The organism is Streptococcus sanguinis (genome assembly GCF_050225395.1).
In the GTDB taxonomy this organism is placed as follows: domain Bacteria; phylum Bacillota; class Bacilli; order Lactobacillales; family Streptococcaceae; genus Streptococcus.
This window is the reverse complement of record NZ_CP071431.1, coordinates 1,760,885-1,777,271: the sequence shown is the minus strand read 5'-3', so window position 1 is coordinate 1,777,271 and position 16,387 is coordinate 1,760,885. Positions and strand designations below refer to the sequence as shown.

General features: G+C 44.3%; 18 protein-coding genes. 16 read left to right on the top strand and 2 right to left on the bottom strand.

Annotation, left to right across the window (positions count from 1 at the left end; translation table 11 throughout):
* The first annotated feature begins 7 nt into the window (after window positions 1-7).
* Genes trpD through trpA form a run of 5 tightly spaced genes read left to right on the top strand, consistent with a single transcriptional unit; the run spans window position 8 to window position 4,335 of the window.
* On the top strand, window positions 8-1,012 hold the full coding sequence (trpD, locus tag J1C81_RS08625) for an anthranilate phosphoribosyltransferase (protein WP_002915712.1): 1,005 nt from the start codon (window positions 8-10) through the stop codon (window positions 1,010-1,012).
* Entirely contained in the window at window positions 1,009-1,776 is a 768-nt protein-coding gene (gene trpC / locus J1C81_RS08620) for an indole-3-glycerol phosphate synthase TrpC (protein ID WP_002915709.1), read from the top strand. The genes trpD and trpC overlap by 4 nt, the downstream gene beginning before the upstream one ends.
* Complete coding sequence (locus J1C81_RS08615; protein ID WP_002915706.1) at window positions 1,763-2,350, top strand: phosphoribosylanthranilate isomerase; 588 nt, start codon at window positions 1,763-1,765, stop codon at window positions 2,348-2,350. Before trpC ends, J1C81_RS08615 begins: the two co-directional genes overlap by 14 nt.
* Window positions 2,340-3,563, top strand: a complete 1,224-nt coding sequence (gene trpB / locus J1C81_RS08610) for a tryptophan synthase subunit beta (RefSeq protein ID WP_002900933.1) — start codon at window positions 2,340-2,342, stop codon at window positions 3,561-3,563. The genes J1C81_RS08615 and trpB overlap by 11 nt, the downstream gene beginning before the upstream one ends.
* Window positions 3,556-4,335: a tryptophan synthase subunit alpha gene (gene trpA, locus J1C81_RS08605; RefSeq protein WP_002900932.1), complete on the top strand. Its 780-nt coding sequence runs from the start codon at window positions 3,556-3,558 to the stop codon at window positions 4,333-4,335. The genes trpB and trpA overlap by 8 nt, the downstream gene beginning before the upstream one ends.
* On the opposite strand, the gene J1C81_RS08600 is transcribed toward trpA, so the two are convergent.
* Window positions 4,304-4,966: a prepilin peptidase gene (locus J1C81_RS08600; protein ID WP_002900931.1), complete on the bottom strand. Its 663-nt coding sequence runs from the start codon at window positions 4,964-4,966 to the stop codon at window positions 4,304-4,306. The genes trpA and J1C81_RS08600 overlap by 32 nt on opposite strands.
* A 166-nt stretch (window positions 4,967-5,132) precedes the next feature.
* Here J1C81_RS08600 and J1C81_RS08595 point away from each other — a divergent pair, with 166 nt between their 5' ends.
* The 4 genes from J1C81_RS08595 to J1C81_RS08580 all read left to right on the top strand — a co-directional run bounded on the left by J1C81_RS08595 (window position 5,133) and on the right by J1C81_RS08580 (window position 6,669).
* A complete protein-coding gene (locus J1C81_RS08595; RefSeq protein WP_002900930.1) occupies window positions 5,133-5,648 on the top strand; it encodes a Dps family protein in 516 nt (171 codons plus the stop codon).
* A 91-nt stretch (window positions 5,649-5,739) separates the two neighbouring features.
* Window positions 5,740-5,958, top strand: a complete 219-nt coding sequence (locus tag J1C81_RS08590) for a YqgQ family protein (RefSeq protein ID WP_002898045.1) — start codon at window positions 5,740-5,742, stop codon at window positions 5,956-5,958.
* A 1-nt stretch (window position 5,959) separates the two neighbouring features.
* Window positions 5,960-6,340, top strand: a complete 381-nt coding sequence (locus J1C81_RS08585; RefSeq protein WP_002900929.1) for a rhodanese-like domain-containing protein — start codon at window positions 5,960-5,962, stop codon at window positions 6,338-6,340.
* Window positions 6,341-6,429: 89 nt separating this feature from the next.
* Window positions 6,430-6,669, top strand: coding sequence for a DUF4190 domain-containing protein (locus J1C81_RS08580; RefSeq protein WP_002896181.1), 240 nt, complete (start codon window positions 6,430-6,432; stop codon window positions 6,667-6,669).
* A gap of 32 nt (window positions 6,670-6,701) precedes the next feature.
* On the opposite strand, the gene J1C81_RS08575 is transcribed toward J1C81_RS08580, so the two are convergent.
* Window positions 6,702-7,427, bottom strand: coding sequence for a pseudouridine synthase (locus J1C81_RS08575; RefSeq protein ID WP_002900928.1), 726 nt, complete (start codon window positions 7,425-7,427; stop codon window positions 6,702-6,704).
* 180 nt (window positions 7,428-7,607) lie between these two features.
* Between J1C81_RS08575 and typA the strand changes: the two genes are divergently transcribed.
* The 7 genes from typA (at window position 7,608) to ftsZ (ending at window position 16,385) form a co-directional block, all read left to right on the top strand.
* Entirely contained in the window at window positions 7,608-9,455 is a 1,848-nt protein-coding gene (typA, locus tag J1C81_RS08570) for a translational GTPase TypA (protein WP_002932699.1), read from the top strand.
* 23 nt (window positions 9,456-9,478) lie between these two features.
* The gene (locus J1C81_RS08565; protein ID WP_002898040.1) at window positions 9,479-9,748 is read left to right on the top strand and encodes a DUF3165 family protein; all 270 of its coding nucleotides are present in this window, start codon (window positions 9,479-9,481) and stop codon (window positions 9,746-9,748) included.
* A gap of 230 nt (window positions 9,749-9,978) precedes the next feature.
* Complete coding sequence (gene murD, locus J1C81_RS08560) at window positions 9,979-11,331, top strand: UDP-N-acetylmuramoyl-L-alanine--D-glutamate ligase (protein ID WP_032909506.1); 1,353 nt, start codon at window positions 9,979-9,981, stop codon at window positions 11,329-11,331.
* 1 nt (window position 11,332) lies between these two features.
* A complete protein-coding gene (locus J1C81_RS08555) occupies window positions 11,333-12,403 on the top strand; it encodes a UDP-N-acetylglucosamine--N-acetylmuramyl-(pentapeptide) pyrophosphoryl-undecaprenol N-acetylglucosamine transferase (RefSeq protein ID WP_002900924.1) in 1,071 nt (356 codons plus the stop codon).
* The gene (locus tag J1C81_RS08550; protein WP_002915705.1) at window positions 12,400-13,611 is read left to right on the top strand and encodes a cell division protein FtsQ/DivIB; all 1,212 of its coding nucleotides are present in this window, start codon (window positions 12,400-12,402) and stop codon (window positions 13,609-13,611) included. Before J1C81_RS08555 ends, J1C81_RS08550 begins: the two co-directional genes overlap by 4 nt.
* Before the next feature lie 121 nt (window positions 13,612-13,732).
* Window positions 13,733-15,091: a cell division protein FtsA gene (ftsA, locus tag J1C81_RS08545; RefSeq protein WP_002915704.1), complete on the top strand. Its 1,359-nt coding sequence runs from the start codon at window positions 13,733-13,735 to the stop codon at window positions 15,089-15,091.
* Window positions 15,092-15,107: 16 nt separating this feature from the next.
* Entirely contained in the window at window positions 15,108-16,385 is a 1,278-nt protein-coding gene (gene ftsZ / locus J1C81_RS08540) for a cell division protein FtsZ (protein ID WP_032908876.1), read from the top strand.
* The last annotated feature ends 2 nt before the right edge of the window (window positions 16,386-16,387 follow it).

The window sequence follows — 16,387 nt, the reverse complement described above, 5'->3', positions numbered from 1 at the left end:
AGCGTGTATGAAAGAGATTATTGCAAAACTAGCTGATTTTAAGGATTTAAGCAGCGCTGAGATGACAGATGTGATTGAGCGTATTGTCACCGGACGGGTGACAGAGTCTCAAATTGTAGCTTTCTTACTGGGGCTTAAGATGAAGGGGGAGACGATTGAGGAACGAACTGCTTTGGCTCAGGTCATGCGAGGCCACGCTAAGCAGATTCCGACCACTATTCGCACTGCAATGGACAATTGCGGTACGGGCGGGGACAAGTCTTTCAGCTTCAATATTTCGACTACGGCAGCTTTTGTACTGGCAGGTGGCGGGATTAAGATGGCTAAGCACGGCAATCGCTCCATTTCTTCTAAGTCAGGCTCAGCTGATGTGTTAGAAGCTCTGGGTATCAATCTAGACTTGGATGCTGCTAGCTTGGGCAAGGTTTTTGAGCAGGCAGGTATCGTCTTTCTCTTTGCAAAGAATATGCATCCAGCCATGAAATACATCATGCCAGCACGTCTTAGTCTCGGCATTCCTACTATCATGAATCTAACTGGTCCGCTTATCCATCCCATGACTCTGGAAACTCAGCTTTTGGGGACCAGCCGGCCGGATATGCTAGAGAGCACAGCAGAGGTCTTGAAAAATATGGGCCGTAAGCGTGCAGTAGTTGTGTCGGGGCCAGATGGTCTTGACGAGGCGGGTCTTCATGGCCGAACCCAGTATGCTCTGCTGGAAAATGGGCAAATCAGCCTGCACAGCTTTCTGCCGTCAGATATTGGCATGGAAGAAATACCTCTTGAAGCGATTCGTGGAGGCAATGCCAAGGAAAATGCAGAAATTCTGCTATCTGTCCTGCAAAATCAAGCCAGTCCCTATCTGGAAACGACAGTTCTGAATGCTGGATTGGGCTTCTACGCTAATGGGAAATCAGACAGTATAGAAGCAGGAATAGCTTTGGCCCGCCAAGTGATTGCTAGTGGTGCAGCCTATGAAAAACTCAAGCAACTACAGGAGTATCAAAAATGAGCAAAGAATTTCTCCCGACCATTCTAAAGCAAAAAGAGCAGGAAGTGGCAGCCATGTCCTATGAAGAACTGCAACCCCTGCGCTCGACCTATTCCCTCTATGAGTATCTCAAAAGCCAGTCCCAAGAGCTGCAGCTGATTGCTGAGGTCAAAAAAGCCAGTCCAAGTTTGGGAGATATTAATCTTGCTGTGGATATTGTGGAGCAGGCACGCACTTATGAACGATGCGGTGCAGCTATGATTTCGGTCCTGACAGATGAGATTTTCTTCAAAGGACATCTGGATTACCTGAGAGAGATTTCCAGTCAAGTGACCATTCCAACCCTCAATAAGGACTTTATCATTGATGAAAAGCAGATTGTTCGCGCCCGCAATGCAGGAGCGACAGTTATTCTTCTGATTGTAGCTGCCTTGTCTGAAAAGCGTCTACAAGAACTCTATGATTTTGCGACGGGTTTAGGATTGGAACTTCTGGTCGAAACCCATAATCTGGCGGAGTTGGAAATTGCCCATAGAATAGGAGCCCAGATAATCGGTGTCAATAACCGCAATCTAGTCACTTTTGAGACAGATATCAATACCAGTCTTCAGCTGTCTGCCCATTTCAAAGATGACAGAGTTTACGTATCTGAGTCCGCTATTTTCAGCAAGGAAGATGCTGAGCTAGTAGCTCCTTATTTCCATGCAATTTTAGTCGGAACTGCTTTGATGCAGGCTGAGGATGTGGCAGAAAAAATTAAGGAGCTAAAAATTGACAAAGGTTAAGATTTGTGGCTTATCAACGGCCAGCGCTGTGGAAACTGCATGCCAGGCTGGTGCGGATTACATTGGCTTTGTCTTTGCTAAGAGCCGTCGGAGGGTCAGTTTGGAGCAAGCTCAGGAGCTAGCTGCCTTGGTGCCGCCTGCTGTCCGAAAGGTAGGAGTTTTCGTCTCTCCGAGCTTGGCAGAGCTGCAGGAAGCTATTTCAGTGGCAAATCTGGATTTGGTGCAGATTCATGGCGATTTTGATGAAGAGCTCCTGACTCAGATTGGCCGGCCGGTTATTCGAGCTTATCAGGTCAAGGGAGCGTTAAAAGATGTCAGCCAACAAGCGGACTACCTGCTCTTTGATGCCCCTCTTGCTGGTAGTGGTCAGACCTTTGACTGGCAAGCTTTTGATAAAGGACAAATCCACCAGCCCTTCTTTATCGCTGGTGGTTTGAATGCAGGAAATGTCCGAGAAGCTATTCAACATTTTGCCCCTTACGCAGTTGATGTCTCAAGCGGGGTCGAGACTGACGGCCAGAAGGACTTAGAGAAAATAAAAGAATTTATAGAAAGAGTGAAACATGGCATATAATCAACCCAATCAAGAAGGATTTTACGGTGAGTTTGGCGGGCGCTTTGTTCCAGAAACTCTGATGACAGCAGTTTTGGAGCTGGATAAAGCTTACCGTGAGAGTAAAAAAGACCCAGCCTTTCAGGCAGAGCTGGACGAGTTGCTGAAGCAGTATGTAGGGCGAGAAAATCCTCTCTATTTTGCTAAAAATCTGACAGCCTATGCTGGCGGTGCTAAGATTTATCTGAAGCGAGAAGACCTCAACCATACCGGTGCCCATAAAATCAATAATGCTCTAGGTCAGGTTCTATTAGCCAAGCGAATGGGCAAGAAGAAAATCATTGCCGAGACTGGCGCGGGTCAGCATGGAGTGGCCACCGCTACAGCTGCAGCCCTTTTCAACATGGACTGTACTATCTACATGGGTGAAGAAGATGTCAAGCGCCAAGCCCTTAATGTCTTTCGGATGGAACTTCTTGGAGCCAAGGTGGAGTCAGTGACCGATGGCTCTCGAGTCCTCAAGGATGCAGTCAATGCTGCCTTGCGAGCTTGGGTGGCTCAGGTGGATGATACTCACTATATTATGGGCTCAGCCTTGGGACCCCATCCTTTCCCAGAGATTGTTCGCGACTATCAGAGCGTGATTGGTCGTGAGGCCAAGCGTCAGTTTGCTGAGCAAAATGCAGGTGCCTTGCCAGATGCTTTAGTAGCCTGTGTTGGCGGTGGCTCCAATGCTATTGGGCTCTTTTATCCCTTTGTAGACGATAGCGCAGTTGCTATGTATGGAACAGAAGCAGCTGGGCGGGGCGTGGATACAGATGAACATGCTGCGACCTTAACCAAGGGACGGCCGGGTGTTTTACATGGTGCCTTGATGGATGTCCTACAGGATGAGCAAGGGCAGATTCTGGAAGCTTTCTCTATCTCTGCTGGGCTGGACTATCCAGGCATCGGTCCAGAACATTCTCATTTTAATGCTATCCAGCGCGCCACTTATGTCCCAGTCACAGATGAAGAAGCCTTGGAAGCCTTCCAGCTCCTGTCTCGTATCGAAGGGATTATCCCCGCTCTAGAGTCTAGCCACGCTATTGCTTACGCAGTTAAGCTGGCTAAGGAGTTGGGACCAGATAAATCAATGATTGTCTGCCTATCCGGCCGTGGTGACAAGGATGTCGTTCAGGTAAAGGAACGCTTGGAAAGAGAAGCGGCTCAAAAAGGAGGTGCCCATGACTAAAACACTCACTCAGCATTTAGAAGCCATCAAAAAAGCAGGTAAGGGAATTTTCCTTCCATATATCATGGCTGGCGATCATGAGAAAGGTTTAGCAGGATTAGCAGAAACTATCGCATTTTTGGAAAACTTGGGTGTGTCAGCCATTGAAATCGGTCTGCCGTTTTCAGACCCTGTTGCAGACGGGCCAGTTATTGAAGAAGCCGGTCTGAGAAGTCTGGGTCACCATACTTCCGCCAAGTCTTTAATCGCAAGCTTGCAGAAGTTGGACACTCAGCTGCCTCTCATCATCATGACCTACTTCAATCCAATTTTCCAGTACGGGCTCAAAGATTTTGTCAAGGATTTGGCTACGACGCCGGTTAAAGGATTGATTATTCCAGATTTGCCCTACGAACATAGAAATTTCATCTTGCCTTTACTGGAAGATTCAGATATCGCTCTTGTTCCTTTAGTGAGCCTGACGACTGGACTAGAACGCCAGCAGGAGCTGATCAAGGAAGCTGAAGGTTTTATCTATGCTGTAGCCATCAACGGTGTGACAGGTAAGAGCGGAAGCTACCGCGATGATTTGGACCAGCACTTGAGTAAGCTTCGTGATATTGCAGAGATTCCAGTATTGACGGGCTTTGGCGTTTCGACTTTAGAGGATGTTGACCGCTTCAATCAAGTCTCAGACGGAGTCATTGTCGGATCTAAGATTGTCAAAGCTCTTCATGAAAAGGACGCCAGTATAGCGGCCTTTATCCAAGAAGCAGCAGCTTATAAGAAATAATCACCACCACACCAAACAAAAGACAGGGTACAAATGCCAGCCTGTCTTTTTTCTTTTTAAAGCAGAAGCAGGCGAGGCCAGAGAAGCTAGCGATTTGGATAAGAAGGAGAATTTCTGTTAGATTGAAAATAGCTGAGCAGGACGCCAGAAAGAGAAAGTCTCCAGCTCCGATATGGAGATTGTAAAAGAAGGCTAGAAGTCCTAGGGTTAAAAAGAAGAACATGAGAGGATTGACACTTGTTGTCATCATCAGCGAAAGCTGAAAAAACAGCCAGACCATCAAGGGGTATTGCTGCTCTCTTTGATCGTAGATGGCTAGGATCAAGCCCATAGTGAGCAGTAGAAGTTGACTGATGGAAATCGTACCAAGCGAAGTTGCCAGAAAAAGACTGCCTAATATAAATTCAAAAAATAAATAGCGTAAGGGAATCTTGTCTCCACAGAAGCGGCAACGAAGACGGTTCATGACTTGAGAAAAAATAGGAATCAAATCACGGGGAGCCAATCTTTTCCCGCAGGCATTGCAATGGCTAGCGGGAGTGATGATAGACCGCTCTGGAAAGCGGTCTATGACCAAGCCTAGGAATGAGGCAAAGACAGTGCCAATAAGAAAAAAGTATAGATGAATCATACTTATTTATTCGTAATTTTAAACAGAAAAATTCTGAAATTTTGCAACTTTTCTAATAAAGTCTTTTTTTGAATCTTTTGTCTTGACTTTCTTATTTAGAAGCATTATAATTAAACCATAATCTAAAAAGATTAGAATCATTATAAATAAAAACGAGGTAAATACAATGACACAAGTAAAAAATGGTGCAGCAACTGACGTAGCAACTTTCAGCAATCAAAAGGCTTTGCCAAAGACTAAGGCTATTCTTAATCAAGTAGTGGCAGATCTTTATACAGCTCATATCGCTCTTCACCAAGTTCACTGGTATATGCGTGGCGCAGGCTTCATGGTTTGGCATCCAAAAATGGATGAATACATGGAAACTTTGGATACAACTTTGGATGAAGTCAGCGAACGCTTGATTACATTGGGAGGCAAGCCTTATTCTACGTTGACCGAGTTTATCCAACACAGCAAGATTGAAGAAAAAGCTGGTGAATTCAGCAAGAATGTAGAAGAAAGTCTGGCGCGTGTGATTGAGATTTTCCGTTATCTGACAAGTCTTTACCAAGAAGCTTTGGATGTAACAGACGAAGAGGGGGACGATGTAACCAATGATATCTTTGTCGGTGCCAAGGCTGACCTAGAAAAGACTATCTGGATGCTGACAGCTGAAATTGGTCAAGCACCAGGTTTATAAAAAGTTATCCATGCCAAACAGAAAGGAAACAGGCTTTCCTTTCTGTTTTTTCATCTTGAAAAGCGCTGGAAAATCTGATAAAATATAGCTCATGAAAACCCTGTATGATGTTCAGCAATTTCTTAAAAGTTTCGGAATCATTATCTATATGGGCAAGCGCCTTTACGATATTGAGATGATGAAAATTGAGCTGAAGAGGATTTACGATGCCGGTCTAATGGATAAGCTAGCTTATTTTGAGGCGGAGGCAGTCTTGCGACGAGAACATCGCTTAGAGTTAGAATATTTAGAAAAGAAAAAGGAGACTTGAGATGACAATTTGGATTTTGTGGGCGGTACTTTTGGGAATAATTGGCTGGATGGGCTTTAATTATCTGCGCCTTCGTCAGGCAGCAAAAATCGTAGATAACGGAGAATTTGAAGACCTGATTCGCCAAGGTCAGTTGGTTGATCTGCGGGATCCATCTGATTTTCACCGGAAGCATATCTTAGGCGCTCGCAATATTCCATCTCAGCAGCTCAAGGATAGTGTCGGTGCACTTCGTAAGGACAAGGCTGTTCTCCTCTATGAAAATAGTCGTGGTCAGCGCGTGACCAATGCGGCTCTGTATCTGAAAAAACAAGGATTTAAAGAAATCTATATTCTTTCTTATGGGTTGGATTCTTGGAACGGTAAGGTGAAGGCAAGTTAACATAAATCAAAAATTTGTCGCACTATATATACAAAGCCAGTTTCTTATGTTATAATAAATTAATATTAATTTTAAGGAGTTTTTAAAACATGCAAGAAAAGAAAAAATCTTCACTTGTTTTAGGTATCCTATCTATCATCTTTGGTTTTTTCATTCCATTGGTAGGTCTTATTTTGGGTATTATCGGTTTGGTGTTGGCTAATTCACATCAAAAAGAGTCTAAATTAGACTATAAAACAGAAAAAATTCTGGGTATCGTAGGGATTGTAATTTCCGTAATTGTTTGGATTCTAAATGTCATGGTACTTATGAACGGAGCAGGCTACTAACAAAAAAGCTTTATTTTTAAAGCTTTTTTGTTTTACTGACTTTTCTCCAAATATTCTTTAATAATCTCTAATTCTTCTTGGTTTAAAGGACGGCAATCACCTGTTGCTAGGTCTGGGTCTAATGTAAAATTCCCAAATTGAATCCGCTTGAGATAAATGATCTTGACACCAACTACCAGAAACATCTTTTTGATCTGGTGGAATTTCCCCTCGGAAATCCTGACGCTAGCACGGCTCAGACTGAAGCAGCTAGAGAAGATAGTGAGCTGGGCGGGCTGACAGACGGTACCGTCTAAAAAGCGAATGCCTTCTTGAAAGGCAATTTTGTCCTGAGGGGTCAAAGGTCCATTGACTTCTACATAGTAAGTTTTTTCAACGTGGTATTGAGGGTGCAGCAGCTGAAATCCCAGAGGACCATTATCGGTAATCAGAAGAAGCCCTTCGGTATCTCTATCCAGCCGTCCGATAGAGTAAAGATTTTCTTTCTCTACCTCCTTGTCCAGCAAATCCAGAACAGTCAATTTTTCAGCGTCGCGATTGGCAGTGACTGCACCTGCGGGTTTATTCAGCATGTAGTAATGGTGGGCAGGACCGCTGACCTGTTTTCCTTGAAAAGTAATCTGCTGCAGGCCGGTATCAACGTTTTGGCTGAGTTTGCAGGCGGGCTTACCATCCACTAAAATCTGTTTTTGCAAAAGGCTTTGTTTCATCTTTTTTCGGCTGATATGATTGGCAGCCAGCAGTTGGTCGAGGCGCATCTGTTTTCCTTGTTTTTTTCTAAATCATATCATAAATTTTCAGGATGGGAAATGCAAATCCTCATGCAGCTCCCATATTTTTTAATGAAAACATTTACACTTATCAAAGCCGTGTTTTTTGCCTGCGTCTGTGGTATAATTGTTCAGTTAGAAATAAAATTTAAAAATTCAGAGGAAATCATGACAAAATTAAGAGAAGATATCCGTAACATTGCGATTATCGCCCACGTTGACCACGGGAAGACAACCCTCGTTGACGAATTATTGAAACAATCAGAAACGCTTGATGCACGTACTGAATTGGCAGAGCGTGCTATGGATTCAAACGATATTGAAAAAGAGCGCGGTATTACCATCCTTGCTAAAAATACAGCCGTTGCTTACAACGGGACTCGTATCAACATCATGGATACACCAGGACACGCGGACTTTGGTGGAGAAGTTGAGCGTATCATGAAAATGGTTGACGGTGTTGTTTTGGTGGTAGATGCCTACGAAGGAACCATGCCACAAACTCGTTTCGTATTGAAAAAAGCTCTGGAACAAGACCTTGTCCCAATCGTGGTTGTCAACAAAATCGACAAACCATCAGCTCGCCCAGCAGAAGTAGTGGACGAAGTTTTGGAACTCTTTATCGAGCTTGGTGCAGATGATGATCAGCTTGATTTCCCAGTTGTTTATGCTTCAGCTATCAACGGAACTTCTTCATTGTCAGACGATCCAGCTGATCAAGAAAAAACAATGGCACCAATCTTTGATACCATTATCGACCATATCCCTGCTCCAGTGGACAACTCAGATGAGCCTTTGCAGTTCCAAGTCTCACTCTTGGACTACAATGACTTCGTTGGCCGTATCGGTATCGGCCGTGTCTTCCGTGGTACTGTTAAGGTTGGTGACCAAGTAACCCTGTCTAAATTAGACGGCACTACCAAGAACTTCCGTGTTACAAAACTATTTGGTTTCTTTGGCTTGGAGCGTCGTGAAATCAACGAAGCAAAAGCGGGTGACTTGATTGCCGTATCAGGTATGGAAGATATCTTTGTTGGTGAGACGATTACACCGACAGATGCCATTGAACCTCTTCCAATTCTTCACATCGATGAGCCAACGCTTCAAATGACCTTCTTGGTCAACAACTCACCATTTGCTGGTCGCGAAGGGAAATGGGTAACTTCTCGTAAGGTTGAAGAACGCTTGCAGGCCGAACTGCAAACAGACGTATCCCTTCGAGTTGACCCGACGGATTCACCAGATAAGTGGACTGTTTCAGGTCGTGGTGAGTTGCATTTGTCAATCCTGATCGAAACCATGCGTCGTGAGGGATATGAGCTGCAAGTATCTCGTCCAGAAGTTATCGTGAAAGAAATTGACGGTGTCAAATGTGAGCCATTTGAGCGCGTCCAAATCGATACACCTGAAGAATATCAAGGGTCTGTTATCCAAAGTCTTTCTGAACGTAAGGGCGAAATGTTGGATATGATTTCAACTGGTAATGGTCAAACTCGTTTGGTCTTCCTCGTTCCAGCGCGTGGTTTGATTGGTTACTCAACTGAGTTCTTATCCATGACTCGTGGTTATGGGATTATGAATCATACATTTGACCAATACTTGCCATTGATTCCAGGGGAAATTGGTGGCCGTCACCGTGGTGCTCTAGTATCTATCGATGCTGGCAAGGCAACGACCTACTCTATCATGTCTATCGAAGAGCGCGGAACCATCTTTGTCAATCCAGGTACTGAGGTTTACGAAGGAATGATCATCGGTGAAAACTCTCGTGAAAATGACTTAACTGTTAATATCACTAAAGCTAAGCAGATGACCAACGTTCGTTCGGCAACCAAGGATCAGACAGCAGTTATCAAGACACCACGTATCTTGACCTTGGAAGAATCGCTGGAGTTCTTGAACGATGATGAGTATATGGAAGTAACGCCAGAATCTATTCGTCTGCGTAAGCAAATTTTGAACAAACAAGAACGCGAAAAAGCCAATAAAAAGAAAAAATCAGCTGCAGCTGAATAAGCAAAAAGGAAAGGAGCAGCAAAATGGTTTATCTTATCATTGGGATTTTAATCCTCTTTTTCTACATTTTTGCTGTTCCATCCAGTATTAAAGGGACTGTTAATGCAGTGACCATGGTGCTACTGATTGTAGCCTTAATTATCTTATTTGGCTTAGGCATTTTTAAAATTTTCCAGTTGCCGGCTGAATATTTTGTAGGTTTCGGCCTATCCGTAGTGACTGTCTTGGCTTTGCGGGATATCAATCGCCTCAAGCCGCCTAAGAAATCAAAAAAGAATTTTGATGAAGAATAATAAATGAGCAAGAACTTAGAAAGCTAGATAGACTTTTTGAGATCTTGCTTTTTTGTTGATCTATATTTTTACAAAAATAATAGGTTTATGTTACAAAATATTTCAAATAGATGAAAACATATCATTTTTTTCAAAACTTGCTTACAGTCGAAAATAAAAGACTCCTATGACTTTTTTATTTTCACAAAAAAAGGTAAAATAGAATGAAGTATGAATGGAAGAGGTTGCTTATGAAAAATATAACAAATTTTACCAATAAAAAGGTCTTGGTTTTGGGATTGGCCAAGTCGGGTGAGTCAGCAGCTCGCCTTTTAGATAAATTAGGAGCTATCGTGACAGTTAACGACGGCAAACCTTTTGAGGAAAATCCTGCTGCCCAATCCTTGCTAGAAGAAGGCATAAAAGTGGTGACAGGAGGTCATCCCTTGGAGTTGCTGGACGAAGACTTTGAACTGATGGTGAAAAATCCAGGTATTCCTTATGACAATGCCATGGTCGTCCGAGCTCTGGAGAAGAAGATTCCAGTTATTACTGAAGTCGAGTTGGCTTATCTGATTTCGGAAGCACCGATTATTGGTATTACGGGTTCAAACGGCAAAACGACGACCACAACCATGATTGCGCAAGTCTTGACGGCTGGCGGTCAAAACGGTTTATTGTCTGGTAATATCGGCTTTCCTGCTAGTCAGGTAGCCCAAACAGCCAGCAGCAAAGATACATTGGTCATGGAACTGTCTTCCTTCCAGTTGATGGGGATTGAAGATTTTCATCCGCAAATCGCTGTTATTACTAACCTCATGCCGACTCATTTGGATTATCACGGCTCTGTTGAGGAATATGCAGCTGCCAAGTGGAATATCCAGAAAAACATGACAGCTGATGATTATTTGGTTTTGAATTTCAATCAGGACTGGGCCAAGGAAATGGCTAGCCATACTCAGGCTACTGTTGTCCCTTTTTCAACAACTGAAAAGGTGGATGGTGCCTATTTAGAGGGTGATGTCTTGACCTTCCGTGGAGAAGCGATTATGCAGGCGGCTGAAATCGGCGTCCCTGGCAGTCATAATGTCGAAAATGCTCTGGCTACGATTGCAGTAGCCAAACTGCGTGGCATTGACAATCAGACGATCAAAGAAGTCTTGTCTGCTTTTGGTGGTGTTAAGCACCGCCTCCAGTATGTGGGGCAGGTGAATGAGGTTGCCTTTTACAATGACAGCAAGTCTACCAATATCTTGGCAACCCAGAAAGCCTTATCTGGTTTTGACAATAGCAAGGTGATTCTGATTGCAGGCGGCTTGGACCGTGGTAATGAATTTGACGAGTTGGTGCCTGACCTCAAAGGACTCAAGAAAATGGTGATCTTAGGACAATCAGCTGCGCGTGTAAAGAGGGCGGCTGATCTGGCAGGTGTTTCTTATCTCGATGCGACTGATGTCCGGGATGCAGCTCACAAGGCCTTTGCTCAAGCGGAGCCAGGAGACATTGTCTTGCTCAGTCCTGCCAATGCCAGCTGGGATATGTATAGTAATTTTGAAGTCCGTGGCGATGAGTTTCTCGCTGCATTTGAAGAATTAAAAGGTTAAGATGAAGAAGATTGTATTTACAGGCGGAGGAACGGTTGGGCATGTAACTCTCAACCTTCTCCTGATTCCGAAATTTATCAAAGAAGGCTGGCAGGTTCATTATATTGGCGATAAGCATGGTATTGAGTACCAGGAAATCCAAAAGTCAGGATTAGACGTGACCTTTCATTCGGTGGCTACGGGTAAGCTTCGTCGCTATTTTTCATGGCAGAATCTGCTGGATGGCTTTAAGGTCGTCTGGGGCATTTTCCAGTCGCTGGGCATCATGCTCAAGGTGCGGCCGCAGGCTCTCTTTTCTAAGGGAGGCTTTGTGTCCGTTCCACCCGTGATTGCAGCCCGGCTGTCAGGAGTTCCCGTTTATGTTCATGAGTCGGATCTATCCATTGGCTTGGCCAATAAAATTGCCTATAAGTGTGCGACCAAGATGTATGCAACCTTTGAGCAACCTTCCAGTCTGACCAAGATTGAGCATGTCGGAGCTGTGACCAAGGTCGGTAACCAAGAGTCAGTCGCACCGCAGGAACTAGAAGAAATTCGTCAATATTTTAATAGAGAACTGCCCAGCCTGCTTTTTGTCGGCGGTTCTGCTGGTGCTAAGGTCTTTAATGACTTTGTCAGCCAGAATCAAGCTGCGCTGACCGAACGCTACAACATTATCAATCTGACAGGCGATGCAAGTTTGGATGTTCTGTCTGACCGTTTCTTTCGCAGAGCCTATGTGACCGACCTCTACCAGCCTTTGATGGACTTGGCAGATGTAGTGGTGACTCGCGGCGGTTCCAATACAATCTTTGAGCTCTTGGCCATGGCTAAGCTGCACATTATCGTTCCTCTGGGACGCGAAGCCAGCCGCGGCGATCAGATTGAAAATGCGGATTATTTTGTGAAAAAGGGATATGCCAAGCAATTGGCAGAGGAACAGCTGGATATGAGCAATTTACAGGCAGCACTTGATGACCTTTTGGCTAACCAAGCTTCTTATCATCAAGCTATGAAAAATTCCCAAGAAATCAAGTCTGTAGATGAATTTTATGCTTTATTGAAAGTGGATATTGACAAAGGAAAGAAATGAGCAAGAAAAACAATGATGAGCCAAAGGAAGAGGTAAGTGAGCACCTCTCTGAATGGCAGAAACGAAACAAAGAATATCTTGAAAAGAAGGCTCAGGAAGAAGCAAGTAAACAGAAGGAGCTGGAAGAAGAGGAAGTAAAAGAAGCTGAAGCTGAGGACCCAATCGAAGGCGGAGAAATAGCTGAAGAGACGGAAGAAGACGACTCATCTTATGAAGAGGAAGAAACAGAATATTTGAAAGATGATTCATCCGAACCTGAGCTAGAGACCGGATTGAGCGAGAAAGAGCGCAAAAAACAGGAGAAACTTCAGAAAAAGGCAGAAAAAGAAGCTGCTAAGGTGCATATCTCGAAGGTTCATATTTATCGAGCACTGCCGGTTTTACTGGGCAGTGGCTTGATTTTTATCATATCAGTTTATTTTTTGACGCCACTGGCGACCATGAAGACAATCGAATTTTCAGGGAATCAAATGGTCAGTCAGGAAGACCTGCTCAAAAGCAGTAAGATTGATGAGAAGGACTATACTTTAACAACCTTTATCAATGGCGGCAATCATATCCGCAATATGAAAGCTTCTAGTCCTTGGATTAACAACCTGGAGATGGCTTATCAGTTTCCGATTACTTTTCAGGTAAAGGTCAAGGAGTACGGAGTTCTGGCCTATCTGCATAAGGGTGGGCAGTACTATCCTATTCTGACAAATGGGGAGATTATTTCGGACCCGACTGCTGCAGATTCTATGCCGGAAACCCATATTTCGATAGAGTTTTCAGATAAAAAATTGATTAAAGAATTTGCTCTTCAAATTGAAAAAGTACCGGCTTCGGTTAAGAAAAATATTAAGACAGTTCAGCTGACCCCAAGCAAGGTGACACCGGATTTGGTTACGCTGACCATGCATGATGGCAACAAAGTCTTGGTACCAATTTCGCATATTGCTAAGAAACTGCCATATTATAAGGGAATCCAATCGCAGCTGGAAGAGGGTGTACCTAGTGTCGTAGATATGGAAGCAGGGATTTTTAGTTATGTTGAAGGAGCTCAAAACGAGTCGTCTTCTTCTGACGAAGAAAAGCAGAAAGCAGAAGAGGAATCGACGGGACAGCCAACAGAACAAGCGGCTGAGCAGGTGACAGAAAGTCAAGAACAAGAATCTGCAGAGCAACAAAATTCAACAGAAAACCCGGGAAATACCGAAAATCGCTAAATTATATGTAGAAAAACTGCGCATTTTCATTTTCTTTATGTTATAATAAAGCTTGGGTAACTCTAATTTTTAGCGTTATTAGTATAGACCGGAAACATGGAAGATAGAGAGGACTGGTGTAATGGCTAGAGACGGCTTTTTTACTGGATTAGATATAGGAACTAGCTCAATTAAAGTGTTGGTGGCAGAGCACATCAACGATGAAATGAATGTTATTGGGGTCAGCAACGCAAAAAGCGCTGGCGTTAAAGATGGAATTATTGTTGATATTGAGGCTGCTGCTGCTGCCATTAAGACAGCTATTTCTCAAGCAGAAGAAAAGGCAGGCATTTCAATTGGTTTAGTTAATGTCGGGCTTCCGGCTAATCTCTTACAGATTGAGCCTACTCAGGGTATGATTCCTGTGACTAGTGATTCTAAGGAAATCACAGATACAGATGTAGAGAATGTTGTTAGATCTGCTCTGACTAAGAGTATGACTCCTGACCGGGAAGTGATTACTTTCATCCCAGAAGAGTTTGTAGTGGATGGTTTCCAAGGGATTCGTGACCCACGCGGTATGATGGGGATTCGCTTAGAAATGCGTGGTCTTCTCTATACTGGACCACGGACTATTCTCCACAACCTCCGCAAGACAGTGGAGCGTGCGGGAGTTCAGCTTGAGAACGTTATTATCTCCCCATTGGCTATGACTAAGTCAATCTTGAACGAAGGGGAACGTGAGTTTGGGGCAACTGTCATTGATATGGGCGGCGGCCAAACTACAGTGGCTTCTGTTAAAGGTCAAGAACTTCAATATACGAATATATACCAAGAAGGTGGCGACTACGTAACCAAGGACATCTCCAAGGTTTTGAAGACTTCGCAAAAGTTAGCTGAAAGTCTCAAGTTTAACTATGGTTCTGCTTATGTTCCTGAAGCTGGGACAGAGTCTTTCCAAGTAGAAGTGATTGGAGAGATTGAGCCGGTTGAAGTAACTGAAAAGTATCTGGCTGAGATTATTTCTGCTCGTATCCAACATATTTTTGAGCAAATCAAACGCGATTTGGATAGAAGGCATCTCCTCGAGTTGCCAGGCGGCATTGTGATTATTGGTGGAGCAGCTATTCTTCCAGGAGTGGTTGAGCTGGCTCAGGAAGTGTTTGGCGTGAATGTCAAGCTTTATGTGCCAAATCAAATCGGCATTCGCAATCCAGCCTTTGCACATGTTATCAGCTTGTCAGAGTATGCTGGAAACTTAACAGATGTGGATATGCTGGCTCAGGTTGCTGTTCATGGTGATGAGCAACTGCGCCATCGACCTGTATCCTTTGAGCGTCCTGCTCAGTCAGTACCACGCTTTGAACCTCAACCAGCTGATGAGATTCCTGAGGAGCCGGTCCAAGAAGTTCCAATTGCCAGTGCTGATGTGCCAAACCAAGAACCCAAAACAGGTATTACAGATCGGATGCGCAACCTAATTGGCAAAATGTTTGATTAAGGAGAATACAGAGAATATGACATTTTCATTTGACGCTGCTGCTGCACAAGGCGCAGTAATTAAAGTTATTGGTGTCGGTGGAGGTGGCGGTAACGCCATCAACCGAATGATTGATGAAGGTGTTGCTGGTGTTGAATTCATCGCAGCAAATACAGATGTTCAAGCTCTTAGCAGTGCCAAAGCTGAAACAGTTATTCAGCTCGGTCCTAAGCTGACTCGCGGACTTGGTGCCGGAGGGCAGCCTGAAGTAGGACGTAAGGCAGCTGAAGAAAGCGAAGAAGTCCTGACCGAAGCTCTGCAAGGAGCAGATATGGTCTTCATCACTGCTGGTATGGGTGGTGGATCTGGGACAGGTGCTGCTCCAGTGATTGCTCGTATCGCCAAAAATGTTGGTGCTCTGACTGTTGCTGTAGTTACACGTCCTTTCGGTTTCGAAGGAAGCAAGCGTGGAACTTTTGCGGTAGAGGGAATCAACGAACTTCGCGAGCATGTAGACACACTCTTGATTATCTCAAATAACAACCTGCTTGAAATTGTAGACAAGAAGACTCCGCTCCTTGAAGCACTCAGTGAAGCAGATAATGTTCTTCGCCAAGGTGTCCAAGGGATTACTGACTTGATTACCAGCCCAGGACTGATTAACCTTGACTTTGCTGACGTGAAAACAGTTATGGCAGACAAGGGTAATGCTTTGATGGGAATTGGTGTTGGTAGCGGTGAAGAACGCGTCATTGAAGCTGCTCGCAAAGCTATCTACTCACCTCTTTTGGAAACAACCATTGATGGTGCAGAGGATGTGATTGTCAATGTTACTGGTGGCTTAGATATGACTTTGATTGAAGCTGAAGAAGCTTCAGAAATTGTCAACCAAGCAGCAGGCCATGGTGTGAATATCTGGCTCGGTACTGCTATTGACGAGTCTATGAAGGATGAAATCCGCGTGACGGTTGTAGCTACTGGTGTTCGTCAGGACAAGGTTGAAAAGGTCAGCGGCATTCGTCAGACACCACAACCTACTAGTCCAAGCCGTCCGCAGCAAGTTGAGCCAAATCGCGAAGTTCGCTCAGGACAGTTTGAACGAAACTTTGATATGACCGAAACGGTTGATATTCCTGCTCCAACTCGTCAAAGAACGGATGCGCCTAAAGGTTCAGCCTTTGGTGATTGGGATCTTCGCCGCGAAGCGATTGTTCGTCAGGCTGAACCAAGTTCCTCAGCCCGCGTGGAGCGCTATGCAGAAACTAATGAAGATGATGATGAATTGGAAACACCTCCATTCTTCAGAAATCGTTAATC